Here is a 19,663-nt window from a genome sequence, read left to right as displayed (position 1 = left end):
GGCCTTGCCCTTCTTGGCCGGGACCGCGTCGTGGCGCGCGACGACGTCGACGCCGTCGAGCGTCTCGATCGCCGGGATCGGCGCGACGACAGCGCCCTTGGGGTAGCGCACGACCGAGGGGGCGTCGTCGATGTCGACGGCGTGGCGCAGCGCTTCTCGCAGCGTCGGCTCGTCGCGGGGTGCGGCCAGGTGCAGGCCCGGCACGATGCGCAGCATCGCCATGTCCCACATGCCGTTGTGGCTCGCGCCGTCGTCGCCGGTGACACCGGCGCGGTCGAGCACGAAGGTCACACCGCACTTGTGCAGCGCGACGTCCATCAGCACCTGGTCGAAGGCCCGGTTGAGGAAGGTCGCGTAGACCGCCACCACCGGGTGCAGACCACCCATCGCGAGGCCGGCCGCGGACGTCGCGGCGTGCTGCTCGGCGATGCCGACGTCGAAGGTGCGCTCGGGGAAGCGCGCCTGGAAGTGGTCGAGCCCGACCGGGTGCATCATCGCCGCGGTGATCGCCACGACGTCCTGGCGGCGCTGGCCGAGGTGGACCATCTCGTCGGCGAAGACGTCGGTCCAGATCCGGCCGCGGGACTTCTCCTCGCCGGTCTCGACGTCGAAGGGCTGCGGGCTGTGGAACTGGTCGGCCTCGTGGCGCTCGGCGGCGTCGTACCCGAAGCCCTTGCGGGTGATCGCGTGCACGATCACCGGTCCGCCGAACCGCTTGGCCTGGGCCAGCACCTGCTCCATCGCCTGGAGGTCGTGGCCGTCGACGGGGCCGACGTACTTCAGGCCGAGGTCCTCGAAGAGGCCCTGCGGCGCGAGCGCGTCCTTGAGGCCCTTCTTCATCGCGTGCAGGGCGTCGTACGCCGCCGGGCCGACGCCGGGGACGGCGTTGAGCCGCTTCTTGACCAGGTCGAGGACCTGCTCGTAGCGGGGGTTGGTGCGCAGCGTCGTCAGGGCGTTGGCCAGGCCGCCGATGGTCGGGGTGTAGGAGCGCCCGTTGTCGTTGACGACGATGACGAGCTTGCTGTCCTTGGCGATGGCGATGTTGTTGAGGGCCTCCCAGGCCATCCCGCCCGTGAGCGCGCCGTCGCCGATCACGGCGACCGTGTGCCGGTCCTCGCCGCGGATGGCGTAGGCCTTGGCGATGCCGTCGGCATAGCTCAGAGCGGTGGAGGCGTGGGAGTTCTCGACGATGTCGTGCTCGGACTCCGCCTGGCTCGGGTAGCCGCTGAGGCCGCCCTCGTTGCGCAGGCCGTCGAAGTCGCCGGCCCGGCCGGTGAGCAGCTTGTGCACGTAGGACTGGTGACCGGTGTCGAAGACGACCCGGTCACGCGGGGAGTCGAAGGTCCGGTGGATCGCCAGCGTCAGCTCGACGACGCCGAGGTTGGGACCCAGGTGGCCGCCGGTGCGCGAGCAGGTGCGGACCATCAGGTCGCGGATCTCGCTGGCGAGGGCGCTCAGCTGGTCGTCGGAGAGGCCGCGGAGGTCGCGCGGGCTCGAGATCGACTGGAGAAGACCCATGGAATCGATAGTAGGCGCTCAGCGATCGAGCACGGCGATCGCGGGCTCGTGGAGGCTGCCCATCCAGACCCGGCCGTCGTGCTCGCGGACGCCGGTGACCATGTGGAACTGCGAGGTCTCGACGTCGTGGTCGTGCACGAGCCGGCCGCGGTCGTCGTACGCCTGGACACGGACGGTGCGCTGGGGCTTCGGCTGGAGCCGCTCGGGGATCCGGGTGACCGCGCGGCGGACCGGCAGCGGGGCGGTCTGCAGGCGCTCCACGACCGGGTCCTTCGGGCTGGCGATGGTGACCCAGATCAGCCCGTCGCTGCCGCGGGAGATGTTGTCGGGGTAGCCCGGGAGGTCCTGGCAGAGCAGGTCGCGCATCCCGGCCCGGTCCCCCGTCAGCCAGCGGCGTACGACGGTGCGCGCGCCGGTCTCCGCCACGCACACGAAGTCCTCGTCCCGGCTGAGCGCGACGCCGTTGGCGAAGGCCAGCTCGTCGATGACCACCTCGGGCTCGCCGCCGGGGACGAGCCGGAGCAGCCGGCCGGTGCGCGTGTTCTGGACGAAGTCGTCCTTCCAGCGCTCGATGCCGAACTTCGTCGACGAGTCGCTGAACCAGACGGTTCCGTCCGCGGCGACCGCGGCGTTGTTGCAGAACACCATCCGCGTCCCGCGCACGCTGTCGGTGACCGCCTCGACGGCCCCGCTGGCGGTGTCGACCCGGAGCAGGCCCCGGTGCGCGTCGCAGACCAGGAGCCGGCCGGCCGGGTCGAGCTCGAGCCCCAGCGGGCGTCCGCCGGTGTGGGCGACGCGGTCGATGTGGGACCCGTCGTGGCTGACCCGGAAGATCCCGCCGTCCGCCGTTCCGGTGAACACCGCGCCCTCGTCGCGGCCGCTGGTGCCGACCACGACGTCCTCGGCGCCGTCGGCGGGGACGGGGATCACGGTGAACGTCATCGCGCCACCGTAGCGGCGGGCGTCGCACTTCTCCGGGAAGCCGGGAGGTTTCGGGGTGGCAGGCTGACCGGCATGCGTCGTACCGCCGCCGTCCTGCTCGCCGCCGCGCTGGCGGCCACGCCGCTGCCGTCGTACGCCGGAGCGCCGTCGGGACGCGCCGACGACCTCGCCGTGACCGGGTACGCCCTGCCGGACCTGCCGCGCCGGACCCTGGTGCGCGACGCCCCGGGTCTCGCCACGCTGACCGTCGTCGGCGCGACGATCAGCGCCGACGGACGGCGGCTGCGCCGGCCCGCGGGCGAGAGTGTGCGCCTCGGCAGGCAGGCCCGGCGGGTGGGCCTGCGGACCGAGCTGCTGGTGAGCAACTACAGCGACCGGCTCGGCGACTTCGACACCCGCGCGGCCGGCCGGCTGCTGCGCAGCCCGGCCAACGTACGGCGGGTCGCCCGCCAGCTCGGCCGGGCGGTCGCGGCGGGCGGCTGGGGCGGCGTGAACCTCGACCTCGAGGCGCTCCGACCCGCGCACGGCCGCGGACTGGTCCGGCTGGCCGCCGAGCTGCAGCGCCGGATGCCGGCGGCGAGGACCGTGTCCGTCGACGTGTCCGCCCACACCTCCGTGCGCGCCTACCGGCGGGCGGGCTACCGCCTCGCGGCCCTGGCCCGCACCGTCGACCTCGTCCAGCTGATGGCCTACGACCAGCACGGACCGTCGTGGAGTGGCCCCGGGCCGATCGGTGCGCTGGGCTGGCAGCAGCGCTCGCTCGCGGCGCTGCTGCGACAGGTCCCACCCCGCCGGGTGGACCTCGGCGTCGCCGGCTACGGCTACACCTGGCCGCGACGGGGCGCCGGCCGCACGGTCACCGTCACGCAGGCGCGGGCGCTGGTCACCCGCGACGGCGCCCGCGCGCGATGGGACCCGCGGGTCGGCGAGTGGCGCGCCCGGCTGACCGACGGGACGACCGTCCGCTGGTCCGACGGCCGGTCGCTCGAGCTGCGCCGCCGGCTCGCCCGCGAGAACGCCCTGCACGGATTGGCGATCTGGCGCATCGGTTCCGCCGACAGGGTGTCCTGAGCGCCCTATCCTGCGATCCATGCGGATCGGCGTCCTCGGCACCACCACCGCCGCGGACGACTCGGACACGATCCCCCTCGGCGGCCCCAAGCAGCGCGCGCTGCTGGGCGTCCTCGCCCTGCATCTGGGCCGCGCCGTCGCGATCGACACCATCACCGACCTGGTCTGGGACGGCGCTCCCCCGCCGGGCGCCGCCGGGACCCTGCAGGGGTACGTCGCCGGGCTGCGCCGGGCGCTGGAGCCGGGACGCACCACCCGCGGCGGCGGCACCCTGCTGGTCACCGAGCAGCCGGGGTACGCGCTGCGGCTCGACCCGGCCGACCTCGACGCGGCGGTCTTCGAGCGAGCGGTCACCGACGCGCACACCGCGACCGCTCCCCTGGCCGCCGCCCTGCTCGACGAGCACCCGCGCACCCCGCCGCTGGACCAGGAGGCGCTGCTCGAGCGGCACGCCGTCCTGGCCGAGGCGATCGGCCTGTGGCGGGCGACGCCGTACGCCGACCTCGGGGATGCGCCCGCGGTCGCGGCCGAGCGGTCCCGGCTGGAGGAGCTGCGACTGCTCGCGCTGGAGGACCGCGCCGTGCTCGGGCTGCTGCTCGGGCGGCACGCGCCGCTGACCGCCGAGCTCGATGCCCTCACCCGGCACCACCCGCTCCGCGAGCGGCTGTGGGCGCTGCGGGCGCTCGCGCTCGCGGGGGCCGGGCGGCAGGCCGAGGCGCTCGCCGTGCTGAGCGAGGTCCGCACCCTGCTCGACGACGAGCTCGGCCTGGAGCCGGGCGCGGAGCTGCGCGCCGTGCAGGCGCAGGTGCTGCACCAGGAGGCCGCGCCGGTCGCCGCGCCGGCCCGCGTCACCGCCCCGGCGGCTCCTGCGGCGGCTGCTGCTCCGGTCGCACCCTGGCCGCTCGTCGGACGGGACGCCGAGCTCGGGACGCTGACGGACCTGCTCGACCGCACGCTGGCCAGGGCGGGGATCTCCTACGCCACGCTCACCGGCGATCCCGGCATCGGCAAGACCCGGCTGACCACGGAGCTGGCGGCGTACGCCACGGCCCACGGCGTCCAGGTCGTCGTGGGTCGGTGCTCCCAGGACGACGGCGCGCCCGCGCTGTACCCCTGGGTGAGCGTGCTCGGGGAGCTCGGCGCCGAGGTGCCCACCGCGACCGGCGAGGACGACGGCGGCGCGGCGTTCCGGGCCTGGCAGCGGATCGTCGACACCGTCCAGGCCGCTGCCGAGCGGCAGCCGCTGCTCCTGGTCCTCGACGACCTGCACTGGGCCGACACCTCGACCCTGCGGCTGCTCCGGCTGCTGGCCGAGGCCGAGGCCGCACCGGCGGCCCGGCTCCTGGTCCTCACCACGTGGCGCGAGCACCCGCTGCCCACCGGCCCGTTGGCCGACGTCGTGGAGACGCTGGCGCGCCGGCACGCCGTACGCCTGCGCCTGCGCGGGCTCGCCGCGCCGGACGCGGCGCGGATCGTCGGCGAGGTCGCCGCCTCCGAGCCGACCCCGGGCGAGGCGGAGGCGCTGACCCGCCGGACCGACGGCAACCCGTTCTTCCTGGTGGAGTACGCCCGGCTCGCGCGCGAGCGGGGCGACCTCGGCGCGCTCGTCGCCGAGGCGGACCCGCCGGCCGCCGTGCACGACGTCGTCGCCCGCCGGCTGGACCGGCTCAGCCCCGCGTCGCTGGACCTGGTGCGTCACGCGAGCGTCCTGGGCCGGGTCTTCGAGGTCGAGCTCCTGGCCGCGACCACCGGCAGCACCGAGGACGCCGTCCTCAACGGGCTCGACCCGGCGCTCGAGGCGGGGCTGGTGACCGAGGACGGCGTCGACCGCTTCCGGTTCACGCACGCACTGGTCCGCGACACCGCCCTCGCGACGCTGCCCCACAGCCGGCGCGCCCGGGTGCACGCCCGGGCCGCGTCCGCGCTGTCCGACCGGCGCGGACGCGAGTCCGAGATCGCCCGGCACTGGCTGGCCGCCGGGCCGCGCCACCAGTCGGAGGCCTGGCGCGCGGCCGCGGCCGCCGGTCGGGCCGCGGCGGGCGTGCACGCGTACGTCGAGGCCCTGGAGATGCTGGAGCTCGCGCTCCGGGGCCAGGACCAGGACCCCGGATCGACCTCGCGCGAGCGCTTCGACGTGCTCGTCGTCCTGGCCGACGTGCTCCGCGCCGCCGGGCGGTGGCTGGAGCTGCGGGACGTGGCCCACGAGGCCCTGGAGGTGGCCGACCAGGCCGGCGACCTCGACCTCCTCGTCCAGGCGGGGACCATGACCGGCACCGGAGCGCTCTGGCTGCCGTCGGCCCACGGCCAGGTCGACCAGGTCCTGTGCGCGGCGCTGCGCCGTACCCTCGCGGCGCTGCCGCCCGGCGACGACCCGCGGCGCTGCCGAGCGATGCTGGCGCTGGCCGGCGAGAGCTACTACGGCGCGACGCCCGCGGAGCGCGAGGCGCTGGCCGAGCAGGCCGTGGCGATGGCGGAGCGGCTCGGCGAGCGCGAGCTGCTCGTGTGGGCCCGGCTGCACGCCGCCCTCGCGATCTGGCGGGCCGACACCGCCGGGCAGCGCCGCGACCTCGGGAGCGGCGCCGCCGACCTCGCCCGGGAGCTCGGCGACCCGGTCTCGGAGGCCGCAGGACTCACGGTCCGGGCGATCGCCGAGGGCGAGCTGGGGCTGATCGCGGAGATGACGGAGACCTGCGGGCGCGCCCGCGAGCTCGCTGGGCGGACGAAGCACCTCTACGCCCAGCTCGTCCTCGACTCGCTGGAGGCACCCTGGCTGGCGATGCGCGGCCGCTTCGACGAGGTGGAGGCGCTCATCGCCGACATGACCCGGATCGGGGAGCTGGTGTCGATCACCGGCTCCGAGGAGGCGATCGCGGCGTCGATCACCAGCCACCTGCTCTGGACCGAGAGGTACGACGAGCTCGTGGCCGCCGCGGCCATGCTGGAGGCGAGCACCTGGCTGCCGGTCGCGACGACCATCGCGGCCATCTACTGCCGGGCCGGCCGGGCCGACGAGGCCCGCACCTACCTCGCCGAGCACGCCGCCGGGGTGGAACGGGCACTGGCCGAGGAGACCTGGTTCTCCCCGATGGGCCGCGGCCTGGCCGGCGAGGCGGCCCTGCACGTCGGCGACCCCGCGCTCGGATCACGGGCCTACGGCCTGCTCGCCCACCTGTCAGGCCGCCCGCTGGTGGCCGGCTCCGGGAGCGCGATGGGACCGATCGACACCTTCCTCGCCATGGCGGCGGCGTCGACCGGCGAGCGCGACCTCGCCACCCGCCACGCCGACCGGGCGGCGGAGCTCTGCGAGACGTGGGAGATCCCGCTCGCCGCGCAGTGGCTGCGCCGCGAGCGGGACCGGTGGGGCTTCTAGACGCTCAGGCCCAGGCGAACGTGCGCGCCTCGCGGCGGGCGAACCGGCGCCGGGTCAGCCACCAGACGACCCGGAACGGCAGGCCGGCCTCGTCCAGCACCGCGTCGAGCACGTCACGCGGGACGTCGTACGCCGCCCACGGGACGATGCGGAGCACCTTCCCGAGCGTGAGCGTGTCGTCCTTGAAGTGCTCCTCGTCCAGCTCGCGCCACTCCTCCGCGGTCATCAGCGCCTGGATCAGCGCGATCGCCTCGGTCTCCTCGTGCGCGAGGTGCCGGGCGAGGCTGTCGCGGACGGCGACCACACGGACGGCGAGCGCCGCCCGGGCGTCCTCGTCGGGCGCCCCGGCCAGCCGGCGGAAGCCGGCGGCGCAGGACTCCAGTAGCGGGTCGATCTCGCCGTGCTCGGCCTCCATCGCGTCGAGCATCGCCAGGTCCGACTCGTCGCAGCGCTCGCGCAGCCAGGGCCAGAGGCCGGCGTCCTCCCCACTGTGATGGTGGTGCAGCACCTCGGCGAACAGCTCCCAGCGCGCCTGCAGCAGCACCCACGTCGCCCGCTCCCCGACCGGCGTCGCCGCGACCGCCTCCGCGAACCGGCGCAGGTCGCGGCGGAAGCCGTGGTGCATGACGTACATGGTCCGCATGTCGACCGGCCCCTCGGGCGCCGCGACCTGGCCCGGCAGCATCACCTGACGCACCGAGGTGGTCATCGCGCACCCGCCGGGGTCTGCTCGTCGAGCGCGTCCAGCTCGTCCCACAGCGTCTCGTCGTCGGCCGGCTCGGCCTGGACCGTCGGCAGCAGCCGGTCCAGCCAGGCCGGCAGCCACCAGTTCCAGCGGCCGAGCATGGCCATGGTGGCGGGCACCAGGACCATCCGGACGACCGTCGCGTCCAGCACGATCGCGACCGCCATGCCGAAGCCCAGCATCTTGACCACGACGACGGACTCGCTGGCGAACCCGAGGAAGACCACCACCATGATCGCGGCCGCCGAGGAGATGACCCGGCCGGTCGCGGCCAGCCCGCGCTCGACGCTGCCGCGGGCGTCGCCGGTGCGCAGCCAGTCCTCCCGGATCCGCGAGAGCAGGAACACCTCGTAGTCCATCGACAGTCCGAAGAGGATCGCGAACATCAGGATCGGCACCCAGCTCGAGATCGGCAGCGCGTGGTCGAGGCCGAGCAGGTCGGTGGCCCAGCCCCACTGGAACACCGCCGTGAGGACGCCGTACGCCGCCCCGATGGACAGCAGGTTCATCACGGCCGCCTTCAGCGGGACCAGGATCGAGCGGAACACCATCGCCAGCAGCAGCACCGAGACGCCGACCACGAAGGCGATCACCACCCAGATCCGCTCCGAGAGCATCACGGTGATGTCGCTCATCAGTGGGAGGTAGCCCGTCACCTCCGCGTCGGGCAGCCGCTCGCGCAGCTCGTCGACCAGGCCGGTCGTGCGCTCGTCGGTGGGGCCGAACGACGGCTCGGCGTCGAAGACCGCCAGCGCGCCGTCCGGGGAGACGGCCGGCTCGGTCACGGCCACGATGCCGTCGGTCCCGCGGACGGTGTCCACGGCCTCGGCGACACCGGCGTCGCCCACCCGGTCGCGGTCGACCACGACCGTGAGCGGGCCGTTCGCACCGGCGCCGAACTCGGCGGCGACCAGGTCGTAGGCCTGGCGGGTGGTGCTGTCGGCCGGGTTGCTCGAGCCGTCCTGCGGCCAGGTGCGCATCGCGAGCGTCGGCGCCGCGAGGGCCAGCAGGAACAGCAGCGCGGCTAGCGCGAACGGCAGCGGACGGCGGCCGACGGTTGCCGCCCACCGGGCGGTGAGCGGCGGCCTCGCCGGACGTCGGGGCGCCTCGCCGCGACGCTCGCGGCGCGGGAGCAGCCGGTGCTTGGCGAGGCCGGCGAGCGCCGGGACCAGGGTCAGCGCGGCCGCCATCACGGCGACCACGGCGATGCCGGTCGCGAAGCCGAAGGAGGAGTAGACGGGCAGCCCGGCCAGGCGCAGGCCCATCAGGCTGACCAGCACGGTCGCGGACGCGAACAGCACGCTGCGCCCGGCGGTCGCCGTGGCCCGGCCCGCCGCCTCGGTGACCGAGTGGCCGGCGCGGAGGAACTCGACGTGCCGGCTGACCAGGAGCAGGGCGTAGTCGATCCCGACCCCGAGTCCGACCATGCTGGCGATGGTGGGCGCCGAGGTGCTGACGTCCATGGTCGCGGCGAGCAGGGTGACGCCGGCGCTGCCGACGGCGAGGCCGGTCAGCGCCACGGCCACCGGGAGACCCGCGCCGACGACCGACCCGAACACCAGCACCAGGAGCAGCAGCGCGACGACCACGCCGACCAGCTCGCCGACGCCGCCCAGCGGCTCGGGCACGTTGGTGGGGAGCTCGCCGCCGAGCTCGGCCCGCAGGCCCGCCTCGTGGAGTGGGGCGATCGCCTCCTCCAGGGCGCCAAGACCCTCCTCGACGAGGTCGTCGTGGGTGACCGGGACGTCGTACGTCGCCGTCAGCAGGGCGGTGTCGCCGTCCTCGGAGAGCCGTGGCGCGCTCACGTCGGAGACGTGCTCGATCGCGCGGAGCCGGTCGGCGAGCGCGTCGACCTGGTCGTCGGCCAGCGGCGCGCCGGACGGGTCGTGGACGACGACCTGGGCGCTGCTGCCCGCGGCGGCACTGGCGGGGAAGTGGTCCCGGACCTGCTCGATGCCCACCTGGGCCTCGGCGTCCGGGACGTCGTAGTCGTCGTGGAAGGTGCCGCCGAGGGCGGCCGAGGTGGCGAAGGCCGCCAGCACGACGGCCAGCCACGCGGCGAGGGTGCGCCACGGGTGCGCCGCGGCGCCCTTGCCGAGGCGGTGGAGCATGCGGGTCACGGGAATCTCCTGGGGGTCCGAAGGTGTCGGACCGACTCTCGATCCCGGCCCTGGAGACCGGCTGGAGGTTGACTGGACTCCGACTTGACCCCTACATGCGCGCGGCGAACCGCCTCCCGCGCAGTGCCTCCTCGACCAGCCCCACCGAGCGGCGTACGCCGGCCAGTCGGGCCTCCTCGGCGAGCCAGGCCTGGATCGCCGCGTCGACGACCTCCAGGCCGACCACGTCCCGCAGCTCGGCACGTGCCTCGCTCAGCGCCCGGCGGGCGCCGGCCTGGCAGGCCTCGACGTGCAGCACCCCGAACCGCGCCAGCACCAGCGCGTGCCGGCGCAGGACGGCGTACGAGCGGTACTCCGGCGGGCACTGGTCGAGCAGCCAGTCGACCGCCGTGCGCTCCCAGTCGGGGGCATCGGGCGGTCGGACCCCGAGGGGCCAGCCGGGCGGGGCGACGGACATGCCCCCAGGCTATCTCGAGAATCGAACGTACGTTCGACATCGTGCCTGGTTCTGACGAAGGTCGCGCTGCGCCGGGGAGTCAGCTCCCGACCGGAGGCGGTGGTGGGGTCTCGACGAGATGGACCTCGACTCCGTCGGCACGGAAGGGGTCGAGGGTGCGGGGGTCGGCGTCGGCGGTGGTGACGAGGTGGGTGAGGTCGCCGGGTTCGCCGAACCGGAACGTCGACGTGCGGGTCAGCTTCTCGGCGGTCGTGATCAGGACGCGCCGGGCGCCGGCGGCGAGGCAGGCGCGCTTGACCTGCGCGTCGTCGTACTGCGTGGAGGTCAGCCCGAAACCGGGCTGAGCGGAACAGGCTCCGATGATGGCGACGTCGGCGTTGGTCTCGCAGATGGCGCGCACGGCGGCGTGACCGGTGAAGGCGAGGGTGTCGTTCTCCACCGGTCCGCCGGGAACGATGACGGTGGCTTCCGGGCGGGTCGCCAGCGCCGCCGCGGCGTGGAGGGACAGCGCGAGCGCGGTGACCGGTCGGCCCACGAGGTGGCGGGCGACGGCGTAGCAGGTGGTGCCGTTGTCCAGGATGAGCGACTCGCCATCGGCGACGAGACCGGCCGCGACCGCGGCCAGAGCGTCCTTGCGTTCGCGATCGGTCTCGAACCGCACGGCGAACGGCATCAAGGTGCCGCGTACGTCGGCGCGCGTGACGCCGCCACGCACCCGGCGGACCACGCCCTGGTCGGCGAGCTCGGCCAGGTCGCGGCGGATCGTGATGGCCGAGGCGCCGGTCAGGTCGCAGAGCGCCTCGACACTCACCGTGGTCCCGGATGCCACCGACCGGATGATCGTTTTGTGCCGAAGTGATCGTTGCACGTGATCATTCAAGCACCTACGTTGCCGACGTGTCTCCAGTCCCCACCCTCCCCACTGCCTCCCCCGGGCGTGCCCGCACCGGCGTCTCGCTGATGTTCTTCACCAACGGCGTCCTGTTCAGTGCACTCCTGCCGCGCTACCCCGAGATCAAGGCCGACTTCGGCCTGAGCAACAGCCAGTTCGGGCTGCTGGTGATCGCCTTCCCGGTCGGGGCGCTCGTCGCGGCCGGGTTCGGCGGCCGGATCATCCGGCGAGTGGGCACGCTGCGGACCAACGGGTACGGCTCGGTGGTCCTCGCCTCGGCGCTGGCCGTGGCCGCGTTCAGCGACACGGTGTGGCTCTTCGCTGCGGCGCTGGTGGTCGCGGGGGCGGTCGACTCGGTCGTGGACGCGGCGCAGAACGTGCAGGGAGTCGTCGCGGAGCAGTGGCGGGGACGTTCGGTGATGAACTCGTTCCACGCCCTGTGGTCGGTCGGCGCGGCCACCGGCGGCGTGATCGGCGCCGCCGCTGCGGCAGCGGACGTCGCCCCGTCCACGCAGATGCTGGTCAACGGCGTCGTGTGGGCACTGGTCGCCCTCCTCGCCTGCCGGCTCGCGGCTGTGCCCCTCGAGGTCCGCGACACGCTCCGGGTCGAGGAAGAGCATCACAAGGCCGTCCCTGCCGGCGGCGCCGACCGGTCGGCGCGCCGTCATGCGTGGCGGCTGCTGCTCCCGCTGGTGGTGCTGGCGATCTGCGGCACCCTGGTCGAGGACGTCGCGAACAACTGGGCCGTCCTCTTCCTCGGCCACCCCGCCGGCGCCCCGACCGCCATCGCCGGGCTGGGGCTCACCGTCGCCCTCGGTGCCCAGTTCGTCGGCCGGCTCCTCGGCGACCCGATGACCGACAGGTGGGGCCGTGAGGCAGTGGCCCGGACCGGTGGTCTGCTCATCGCCGCAGGAGCGCTGCTGATCGTGACCTCGCCGGTCTACCCGCTCGCGTTCGCCGGGTTCGCCGTCGCAGGGTTCGGCTGCGCCACCCTCGTGCCCGCCGCGTTCGCCGCCGCCGGCCGCATCCCCGGCCTGCCCGAGGGCACCGGCATCGCGATCCTCGGATGGCTCATGCGCATCGGGTTCCTCGTCACCTCACCGACGATCGGCTGGCTCTCCGACCTCACCACCCTCCGCGCGGCCATGCTCGTCCCCGTCGCCGCCGGGCTCGTCGCCGCCCTCATCGCGCACTCCCAGCTCCCGAGGCGGACACCCCGGCCACGCGACGGTCTCGTGCGTGCCGATGCCGAGGGGGTGCCGACGCCACCGGACCGCGCTGCCTCCGGTGCTCCGGGAGGCATCACACCGAGCGGAGGAAGCTCAGCCTGACCTCGCGGTCCGGGTTGTCAACGTTGAGGTCGACCAGGCACACGCTCTGCCAGGTGCCGAGCGCGAGCCGGCCGCCGAGCACGGGGACCGTGGCGTACGGCGGGACCAGCGCCGGCATGACGTGCGACCGCCCGTGACCGCGGCTGCCGTGCCGGTGCCGCCACCGGTCGTCGGCGGGCAGCAGGTCGCCCAGCGCGGCCAGCAGGTCGTCGTCGCTCCCCGCGCCGGTCTCGAGGATCGCGATCCCGGCGGTCGCGTGCGGCACGAAGACGTGCAGCAGCCCGTCCCCACGCTCGGCCACCCACTCCGCGCAGTCGCGGGTGATGTCGAGGACGACCTCGCGGTCGCCCGTCCGGTAGCGCTTCGTCTCCGAGTCCATGCCGGCCATGCTAGGGAGCGTGCCGCGGCGCGGGCTGTCCTACGGCCGCAATTGCGGCCGTAGTGCAGGTCCAGCGCGGCCGAGCACGTCCTACGGCTGCAATTGCGGCCGTACGGCGGCCCCGGGACGACCCCCGCTCCGATCAGACGACCGAGCCGGTCCCGCCCGTGGGGTTCGGGGTCCCGCCGGCGCAGGTCACGCCCTTCTCGGGAGCGGTCACCCCGCCGGCGTACTCCTCGATGAACATCGGCAGCCGCTCGTCGTCCGCACCGTCGAGCCGGAGCTGGCGACCCCAGACCGTGACGACGACGGGCGCGGGCAGGTCCTCGTACGGCGAGAGGATGCCGTTCTGCGGCAGCAGGTCGGCGAGCGCCTCGACGTCGTCGTCGGGCAGACCCGGGCGGTAGGTGATCCACACCGTGCCGTGCTCGAGGTCGTGGACGGCGTTCTCGTCGCGCACCGGCACGTCGTACACGCCGCAGTCGAGCCACACGTCGGCGTGCGGGCCGCCGATCGGCGGGGTGTGCGGGTACGGGATGTCGCCTCGGACGTGGTCGGTGCGCAGGTCCTCGACCACGACGACCGCGCTCAGGTCCGGCGGCGGCTCGTCGGCCAGCAGCGCGACCGGTACGGCCACCGCTCCCGCGATCAGCGCCACCCCGGCCACCAGGGCGACCACGACTCGGCCCGTACGCCGCGGGGGCGGCATCTCCCCCAGCGACCGGACCAGGATCTCGCCGTCCTCAGCCACCGGACCCGGCGGCGGCCCCGGGGGCGGGGGCGTCGTCGGGTAGGGCTGGTACGCCGGCGGCGGCTCGGGCTGCGTCATCAGCCCTCGAGCGCGCGCTCGACGCGCTCGACCTTCGCGGTGAGCTGACCGTCCCAGCCGGGCCGGATGTCGGCCTTCAGCACCAGTCCGACCCGGGGCGAGACGGCCGCGACCGCGTCGACGGCCTTCTTCACCACCGCCATCACCTCGTCCCACTCGCCCTCGATGTTGGTGAACATCGCGTTGGTCTCGTTGGGCAGGCCCGACTCGCGCACGACGCGCACCGCGGCGGCGACCGCCTCGGAGACACCGCCGGTCTCGTCGGCGGTCGAGGGGCTGATGCTGAAGGCCACGATCATGGCTCAACCGTAGCCAGCACCTCCCCCACCCCGGGCACCAACGTCCGCAGCCGCGCGAGGCCGTCGCGGGCCTGCGACTTCACGGTGCCGACGCCGATGCCCAGCACCTCGGCGGTCTGCCGCTCGGTGAGGTCGTCGTAGTAGCGCAGCACGATGACCGCCCGCTGACGCGGCGCGAGCCGCAGCAGCGCCGCTCGCAGCACCTCGCGGTCGTCTAGGTCGGGCCCCGCGCTCGGCGCCTCGGGCAGCACCTCCACGGTCTGCTCGCGCCAGCGCCGGGAACGCCACCGGCTGACGTTCTCGTTGACCAGGATGCGCCGCACGTACGGCTCGGGGTCGTCGGCGATCCGCCGCCACTTCGGCACCGCCTTGACCAGCGCCACCTGGACGAGGTCCTCGGCGTCCTCGTGCTGCCCCGTCAGGAGGTACGCCGTCCGCAGGAGCGCCCCGCGGCGGGCAGCGACGTACTCCTCGAAGCCCGATCGGTCAGGCGCGAACACGGCGCCTCCACAGCAGCAGGCCGAGCGCACCCAGCGCAACGGCGACGCCGAGCCCGGCGCCGAGCACCAACCGCGGGTCCTGCCGGGAGGGCGGCTCCGGCGCGTCGAGGACCGGCGCGGCGAGGGCGTCCGTAGCGAGCTGAGGCACGCTGGATCCCAGCTCCGGGTCCACCGCGAGCAGGGTGGAGCGGGCGCCGGTCTCCACGTCCACGGCCTCGTAGACCGTCGACCCCGAGACCAGGCGCCGGGCAACCACCTCGCGCCCGTTGCGCCAGCCGACGAGCTCGTTGACCATCGGCCCGTCGATCGTGGTGAGCACCACCCGGCCGCCAGGGTCGGCCGGCAGTCGGCCGACGCGGATCGGTCCGACGTCGTCACTGCCGTCACCCATGGGATCGGTGTCACCGAGGTCGGCCAGTCGGCTGCCGGTCGGGTCGAGCGCCGCCGTACCCGCCCGCTGCCCGCTCACCCGCGCGATCCGCTCGCGCCTGCCGTCCGGGCCGACCAGGTGGATTCCACCGTTGCGCAGGATCAGCAACCGATCCCCCGCGGAGGTGGCACTCGGCAGCTCGGTGAGGACGGAGGTGGGATCGTGGTCGGTCTGCGCTCCGGTCAAAAGGTCCCAGGCGACAACCCGTTCCATGGTGCTGTGCCCCTCGATCACGCCGTCCGAGTCATCCTGCTCCGGATCGTTGATCTGCCACTCGGGCGCCCAGAGCACACTGCCCGCCCAGGCCACACCGGAGGGCATCACCCCGTGCCGTCCCCCCAGCGGCCGCCGTTCGGTCTCCCCGGTGACCGTGTCCAGCACCGCGACCCCGGCCGCCGCCGGCTCGTCCGAGCCGTCCGAGAGCTCGGGCCGGTCCGGGTCGGTGTACCAGTACGCCAGCCAGCGGCCGTCCGCGCTCAGGCCGACGGCGTCACCGGTCCGGTCGTCGAGGTCGAGGAAGACGTACTCACCCTCGGTCGACACAGCCGCCAGGCCGCTCCCGTACCCCGTCCACGACGCGCGCTCGGTCTCGACCACGGCCACCAGCGGCCCGACCGGACCGGTGTCATCGGTGCCGGGGGTCCAGGGGCTGGGCCGGTAGACCCGGTCGGGCAGCCGCAGCCCGCTCTCGCCCGAGGCGGGATGGACCGGCACCTCCTGCCACGGCACCAGGCTCAGTACGCCGGACGCGACCGCCACCACCACGGCCAGGGCCACCGCGGCGACCCCGGCCCGCCGACGACGTCCGTAGCGTCGGCCGCGGTCCCACAGGTCCGGCGCGTCCGGGGGGTACGGCGCCTCCTCGGCCAGGTCGGCCAGCCGGTCGCGCAGCGTCGTCATCGGTCCTCCTCGGGGTCCATACCCCTCACCACGCGACGAGGGGCCGAGAAGGAGGGGTCAGCCCGCGGATCAGCCCGCGTTGAAGACGGCGTACTCCCCGGGCCGCATGAAGAAGCCCGCGTCGCTCGACAGGCTCACGCACACGATGCCGCCGAGGTCGTTGAGGCACTGGACGTCGCCGGCGCGGGCGGCCTCGCCCGGGTTCAGCACGTCCGGCATGTCGCCGCGGATGGTGTCGGTGTTGCACACCGGGGTCGCGCGCCCGTCCTGCATCTCGATCCGGCCGACCTTGGTGGTCAGCGCCTCGCCGCACACCTTCGGGTCCTGGGCGCCGTCGCGCTCGCCGAGCTCGCAGCTCGCCGGGAGCTCCTTGTCGTCCAGGACGCAGTAGATGTCGGCTTCCGTCGTGAACCGCAGGTACGCCGCCGGCTCCTGGCCGAGCGCGTCGAAGCGGGCCATCGCGTCGTCGTACGTGCGGGGCGCCTCGGTCGACGGCGGCTTGGGCGGCGCGGACTCGGTCGGCGTCGGGGACGGCACCTCCGAGGCCGTCTCGGACGGCGTGGGGGTGGGCGTCGGGGTGGGGGTCTCGGTGACCGTCACGGTCGCCTGCGGCTCCTCGGCCGTCGACGACGCGTCGTCCCCGCACGCGGCGAGCGCGCCACCCAGAAGGAGAACCCCGAGAAAGACCTGTGCCACCCTGCTCCGCTTCACAGGGAGCAAGGGTGGCACAGGTCAGGAGCGAATCAGCGGAGCGACTCAGCCCTTCTCGCGCAGCGACCGCAGCACGTACTGCATGATGCCGCCGTTGCGGTAGTAGTTCGCCTCACCGGGGGTGTCGATGCGGACGACTGCGTCGAACTCCACGTCGCCCGCCTTGACCTTGACGGTCTTCGGCGTGCGGCCCTCGTTGAGCTCGGTGATGCCGGTGATGGAGAACTCCTCCTCGCCGGTCAGGCCCAGCGACTCGGCGCTCTGGCCCTCGGGGTACTGCAGCGGGATCACGCCCATGCCGATCAGGTTCGAGCGGTGGATGCGCTCGTACGACTCGGCGATGACGGCCTTGACGCCCAGCAGCGAGGTGCCCTTGGCCGCCCAGTCGCGCGACGAGCCGGAGCCGTACTCCTTGCCGGACAGGACCACCAACGGGGTGCCGGCGGCGGCGTACGCCTCCGACGCCTCGTAGACCGTGGTGACCGGGCCGTCGGCCTGGGTGAAGTCGCGCGTGAAGCCGCCCTCGGTGCCGGGCGCGATCTGGTTGCGCAGCCGGATGTTGGCGAACGTGCCCCGGATCATGACCTCGTGGTTGCCGCGGCGCGAGCCGTAGGAGTTGAAGTCACGCTGCTCGACGCCGTGCTCGGCGAGGTACTTGCCCGCGGGCGAGTCCTTCTTGATCGCGCCGGCCGGGCTGATGTGGTCGGTGGTGACCGAGTCGCCCAGCTTCAGCAGCACCCGCGCGCCCTCGATGTCCGTGACCGGGTCGGGGGTGTCGGGCATGCCCTCGAAGTACGGGGGCTTGCGCACGTAGGTCGACTCGGCGTCCCACTCGAAGGTCTTGCCCTCGGGCGTGGGCAGCGAGCGCCACCGCTCGTCGCCGGCGAAGACGTCGGCGTACGACGAGTCGAACATGTCGGACGTGATCGCCTCGCCGATGACGTCCTGGACCTCCTGCGGGGAGGGCCAGATGTCGCGCATGAACACGTCGTTGCCGTCGGTGTCCTGGCCGAGCGGCTCGTTGAACAGGTCGACGTCCATCGACCCGGCGAGCGCGTAGGCCACGACCAGCGGCGGCGAGGCGAGGTAGTTCATCTTGATGTCGGGGCTGATCCGGCCCTCGAAGTTCCGGTTGCCGGAGAGCACCGAGACGACCGACAGGTCGTGCTCGTTGACCGCCGCCGACACCTCGGGGATGAGCGGGCCCGAGTTGCCGATGCAGGTGACGCAGCCGTAGCCGACCAGGTTGAAGCCGAGCTTGTCGAGGTACGGCGTGAGGCCGGCCTTCTCGTAGTAGTCCGAGACGACCTGCGAACCGGGCGCGAGCGTGGTCTTGACCCACGGCTTGCGCTGCAGGCCCTTCTCGACGGCCTTCTTGGCCAGCAGCGCCGCGCCGATCATCACCGACGGGTTGGAGGTGTTGGTGCACGAGGTGATCGAGGCGATCGTCACGGCACCGTGGTCGAGCGTGAACTTGGTGCCGTCCTCGAGGGTGACCTCGACCGGCGTGCTCGGACGGCCGCCGTCCTTCGGCGCGGCCGAGAGGTGGTCGGACGGCGGGGCCTCGGTGCCGTGGCCGTTGCTGGTGGTCGGGTCGCTGGCCGGGAAGGTCTCGGCGACCGACTCGTCGTACCCGTTCTCCTCCTCGCCGGCGACGTAGTCGGTGAGCGAGGCGCGGAAGGACTGCTTGGCGTCGGAGAGCTGGACGCGGTCCTGGGGACGCTTCGGACCGGCGATCGACGGGACGACGGTCGCGAGGTCGAGCTCGAGCTTCTCGGAGTAGCGCGGCTCGGCGTCGGGGTCGTGCCACAGGCCGTTGGCCTTGGCGTAGGCCTCGACGAGGGCCAGCTGCTCCTTCGAGCGGCCGGTGAGCTCGAGGTACTTGGTGGTCTCCTCGTCGATCGGGAAGACCGCGATGGTGGAGCCGAACTCGGGGCTCATGTTGCCGATCGTGGCGCGGTTGGCCAGCGGCAGCGCGGAGACACCGGGGCCGTAGAACTCGACGAACTTGCCGACGACACCGTGCTTGCGGACCATCTCGGTGATCGTCAGCACGAGGTCGGTCGCGGTCGAGCCCTCGGGCAGCTCACCGGACAGCTTGAAGCCCACGACGCGCGGGATGAGCATGGAGACCGGCTGGCCGAGCATCGCGGCCTCGGCCTCGATGCCGCCGACGCCCCAGCCGACCACGCCGATGCCGTTGACCATCGTGGTGTGGGAGTCGGTGCCGACGCAGGTGTCGGGGTAGGCCTGCAGCACGCCGTCGACCTCGCGGGTGAAGATCGTGCGGGCGAGGTGCTCGATGTTGACCTGGTGCACGATGCCGGTGCCCGGCGGGACGACGCGGAAACCGGTGAACGCGTCCTGGCCCCAGCGCAGGAACTGGAAGCGCTCGCGGTTGCGCTGGAACTCAAGGGCCACGTTCAGGTCAAACGCGTCAGGCCGGCCGAAGACATCGGCGACCACTGAGTGGTCGATGACCAGTTCGGCCGGGATGAGCGGGTTGATCTTCCTCGGGTCGCCGCCGAGCGCGCGCATGGCCTCACGCATCGCGGCGAGGTCGACGACGGCGGGCACCCCGGTCAGGTCCTGGAGGATCACCCGGGCCGGGGTGAACTGGATCTCGGTGTCGGGCTCGGCGGCCGCGTCCCAGTTCGCCAGGGCGGTGATGTGCTCGGCGGTGATGTTGACGCCGTCTTCGTTACGGAGCAGGTTCTCCAGCAGCACCTTCAGGCTGTACGGCAGGGTCTCGCTGCCGCCGACCGCGGCGAGGCGGTAGATCTCGTGCGTCGCGCCGCTCGCCTCAAGCGTCGCGCGGCTGCCGAAGCTGTTCGCAGTCATCGTTGGGCCTCCTCGCCCGTCGTTCACGTGTTCCCCGCTACGTAACCTACAGTATCTCGACATCAAGGTACTTCGCCGGGGTACCGGGGATCCTTCGGCCCCCGATGCCCCGGCCAGCCGATCAAGATGGCACGATCTTCGAAATATTTCGACGCTGGATCGCAGTAAATTGGGGGATTTCGAAAGTTCAACACCTTGAATGTTTCGGAATGTTTTCGTACGTTGGTCGCGTCCGGCGGCATGCCATTCGGCGGCACGGCGGGTCGGAACGCTGTTGCCGCGGCGATGCCGCGCTGCAACAGCGAGGAGGCTGGCATGCAACCCGCGA

17 protein-coding genes are annotated in these 19,663 nt (G+C 73.5%); 3 read left to right on the top strand and 14 right to left on the bottom strand.

The genetic code is table 11. The features are described from left to right. Nucleotides 1-1,518 (bottom strand): 1-deoxy-D-xylulose-5-phosphate synthase (dxs, locus tag VMF51_RS06245; RefSeq protein WP_325473546.1); only part of this gene is annotated, 1,518 nt, incomplete at its 3' end. A gap of 18 nt (nt 1,519-1,536) precedes the next feature. Next, on the bottom strand, nt 1,537-2,460 hold the full coding sequence (locus tag VMF51_RS06240; protein ID WP_325473545.1) for an SMP-30/gluconolactonase/LRE family protein: 924 nt from the start codon (nt 2,458-2,460) through the stop codon (nt 1,537-1,539). 72 nt (nt 2,461-2,532) lie between these two features. Here VMF51_RS06240 and VMF51_RS06235 point away from each other — a divergent pair, with 72 nt between their 5' ends. Beyond that, nucleotides 2,533-3,531, top strand: coding sequence for a glycosyl hydrolase family 18 protein (locus tag VMF51_RS06235; protein ID WP_325473544.1), 999 nt, complete (start codon nt 2,533-2,535; stop codon nt 3,529-3,531). Between the two features lie 19 nt (nt 3,532-3,550). Then, the gene (locus tag VMF51_RS06230) at nt 3,551-6,901 is read left to right on the top strand and encodes a BTAD domain-containing putative transcriptional regulator (RefSeq protein ID WP_325473543.1); all 3,351 of its coding nucleotides are present in this window, start codon (nt 3,551-3,553) and stop codon (nt 6,899-6,901) included. 4 nt (nt 6,902-6,905) lie between these two features. On the opposite strand, the gene VMF51_RS06225 is transcribed toward VMF51_RS06230, so the two are convergent. The 4 genes from VMF51_RS06225 to VMF51_RS06210 form a co-directional block, all read right to left on the bottom strand. After that, nucleotides 6,906-7,610 (bottom strand): hemerythrin domain-containing protein, encoded by a 705-nt coding sequence (locus VMF51_RS06225; RefSeq protein WP_325473542.1) that lies wholly within the window; start codon nt 7,608-7,610, stop codon nt 6,906-6,908. Continuing rightward, entirely contained in the window at nt 7,607-9,757 is a 2,151-nt protein-coding gene (locus VMF51_RS06220) for an MMPL family transporter (protein WP_325473547.1), read from the bottom strand. Before VMF51_RS06220 ends, VMF51_RS06225 begins: the two co-directional genes overlap by 4 nt. Nucleotides 9,758-9,857: 100 nt before the next feature. After that, nucleotides 9,858-10,223, bottom strand: a complete 366-nt coding sequence (locus tag VMF51_RS06215; protein WP_325473541.1) for a hypothetical protein — start codon at nt 10,221-10,223, stop codon at nt 9,858-9,860. Nucleotides 10,224-10,302: 79 nt separating this feature from the next. Then, nucleotides 10,303-11,091 (bottom strand): DeoR/GlpR family DNA-binding transcription regulator, encoded by a 789-nt coding sequence (locus tag VMF51_RS06210; protein WP_325473540.1) that lies wholly within the window; start codon nt 11,089-11,091, stop codon nt 10,303-10,305. A gap of 29 nt (nt 11,092-11,120) precedes the next feature. On the opposite strand from VMF51_RS06210, the gene VMF51_RS06205 reads away from it, so the two are divergent. Then, on the top strand, nt 11,121-12,446 hold the full coding sequence (locus VMF51_RS06205) for an MFS transporter (protein ID WP_325473539.1): 1,326 nt from the start codon (nt 11,121-11,123) through the stop codon (nt 12,444-12,446). On the opposite strand, the gene VMF51_RS06200 is transcribed toward VMF51_RS06205, so the two are convergent. The 8 genes from VMF51_RS06200 to VMF51_RS06165 all read right to left on the bottom strand — a co-directional run. After that, nucleotides 12,418-12,825, bottom strand: a complete 408-nt coding sequence (locus VMF51_RS06200; RefSeq protein WP_325473538.1) for a YjbQ family protein — start codon at nt 12,823-12,825, stop codon at nt 12,418-12,420. The genes VMF51_RS06205 and VMF51_RS06200 overlap by 29 nt on opposite strands. Nucleotides 12,826-12,967: 142 nt before the next feature. Next, nucleotides 12,968-13,654 (bottom strand): DUF3105 domain-containing protein, encoded by a 687-nt coding sequence (locus tag VMF51_RS06195; RefSeq protein ID WP_325473537.1) that lies wholly within the window; start codon nt 13,652-13,654, stop codon nt 12,968-12,970. Then, complete coding sequence (locus tag VMF51_RS06190) at nt 13,654-13,953, bottom strand: thiamine-binding protein (RefSeq protein WP_325473536.1); 300 nt, start codon at nt 13,951-13,953, stop codon at nt 13,654-13,656. Before VMF51_RS06190 ends, VMF51_RS06195 begins: the two co-directional genes overlap by 1 nt. Then, nucleotides 13,950-14,453: a SigE family RNA polymerase sigma factor gene (locus VMF51_RS06185; protein WP_325473535.1), complete on the bottom strand. Its 504-nt coding sequence runs from the start codon at nt 14,451-14,453 to the stop codon at nt 13,950-13,952. The genes VMF51_RS06190 and VMF51_RS06185 overlap by 4 nt, the downstream gene beginning before the upstream one ends. Next, nucleotides 14,440-15,783 (bottom strand): hypothetical protein, encoded by a 1,344-nt coding sequence (locus VMF51_RS06180; RefSeq protein ID WP_325473534.1) that lies wholly within the window; start codon nt 15,781-15,783, stop codon nt 14,440-14,442. Before VMF51_RS06180 ends, VMF51_RS06185 begins: the two co-directional genes overlap by 14 nt. A gap of 69 nt (nt 15,784-15,852) precedes the next feature. Beyond that, entirely contained in the window at nt 15,853-16,479 is a 627-nt protein-coding gene (locus tag VMF51_RS06175) for a hypothetical protein (RefSeq protein WP_325473533.1), read from the bottom strand. A gap of 60 nt (nt 16,480-16,539) precedes the next feature. Continuing rightward, entirely contained in the window at nt 16,540-19,335 is a 2,796-nt protein-coding gene (locus tag VMF51_RS06170; protein WP_325473532.1) for an aconitate hydratase, read from the bottom strand. A 62-nt stretch (nt 19,336-19,397) separates the two neighbouring features. Continuing rightward, a partial coding sequence (locus VMF51_RS06165) for a hypothetical protein (protein WP_325473531.1) occupies nt 19,398-19,663 on the bottom strand: 266 nt, incomplete at its 5' end.

The sequence above is a fragment of the Nocardioides sp. genome (assembly GCF_035503875.1).
GTDB lineage: Bacteria > Actinomycetota > Actinomycetes > Propionibacteriales > Nocardioidaceae > Nocardioides.
The sequence above is the reverse complement of the archived record's forward strand: the minus strand, read 5'-3'. Positions and strand labels throughout refer to the sequence as shown.

Coding starts and splice junctions, on each gene's coding strand:
- VMF51_RS06190 (WP_325473536.1), bottom strand. CDS start 13,953: ATGATCGTGGCCTTCAGCATCAGCCCCTCGACCGCCGACGAGACCGGC.
- VMF51_RS06215 (WP_325473541.1), bottom strand. CDS start 10,223: ATGTCCGTCGCCCCGCCCGGCTGGCCCCTCGGGGTCCGACCGCCCGAT.
- VMF51_RS06235 (WP_325473544.1), top strand. CDS start 2,533: ATGCGTCGTACCGCCGCCGTCCTGCTCGCCGCCGCGCTGGCGGCCACG.
- VMF51_RS06230 (WP_325473543.1), top strand. CDS start 3,551: ATGCGGATCGGCGTCCTCGGCACCACCACCGCCGCGGACGACTCGGAC.
- VMF51_RS06200 (WP_325473538.1), bottom strand. CDS start 12,825: ATGGACTCGGAGACGAAGCGCTACCGGACGGGCGACCGCGAGGTCGTC.
- VMF51_RS06225 (WP_325473542.1), bottom strand. CDS start 7,610: ATGACCACCTCGGTGCGTCAGGTGATGCTGCCGGGCCAGGTCGCGGCG.
- VMF51_RS06170 (WP_325473532.1), bottom strand. CDS start 19,335: ATGACTGCGAACAGCTTCGGCAGCCGCGCGACGCTTGAGGCGAGCGGC.
- VMF51_RS06220 (WP_325473547.1), bottom strand. CDS start 9,757: ATGCTCCACCGCCTCGGCAAGGGCGCCGCGGCGCACCCGTGGCGCACC.
- VMF51_RS06180 (WP_325473534.1), bottom strand. CDS start 15,783: ATGACGACGCTGCGCGACCGGCTGGCCGACCTGGCCGAGGAGGCGCCG.
- VMF51_RS06240 (WP_325473545.1), bottom strand. CDS start 2,460: ATGACGTTCACCGTGATCCCCGTCCCCGCCGACGGCGCCGAGGACGTC.
- VMF51_RS06195 (WP_325473537.1), bottom strand. CDS start 13,654: ATGACGCAGCCCGAGCCGCCGCCGGCGTACCAGCCCTACCCGACGACG.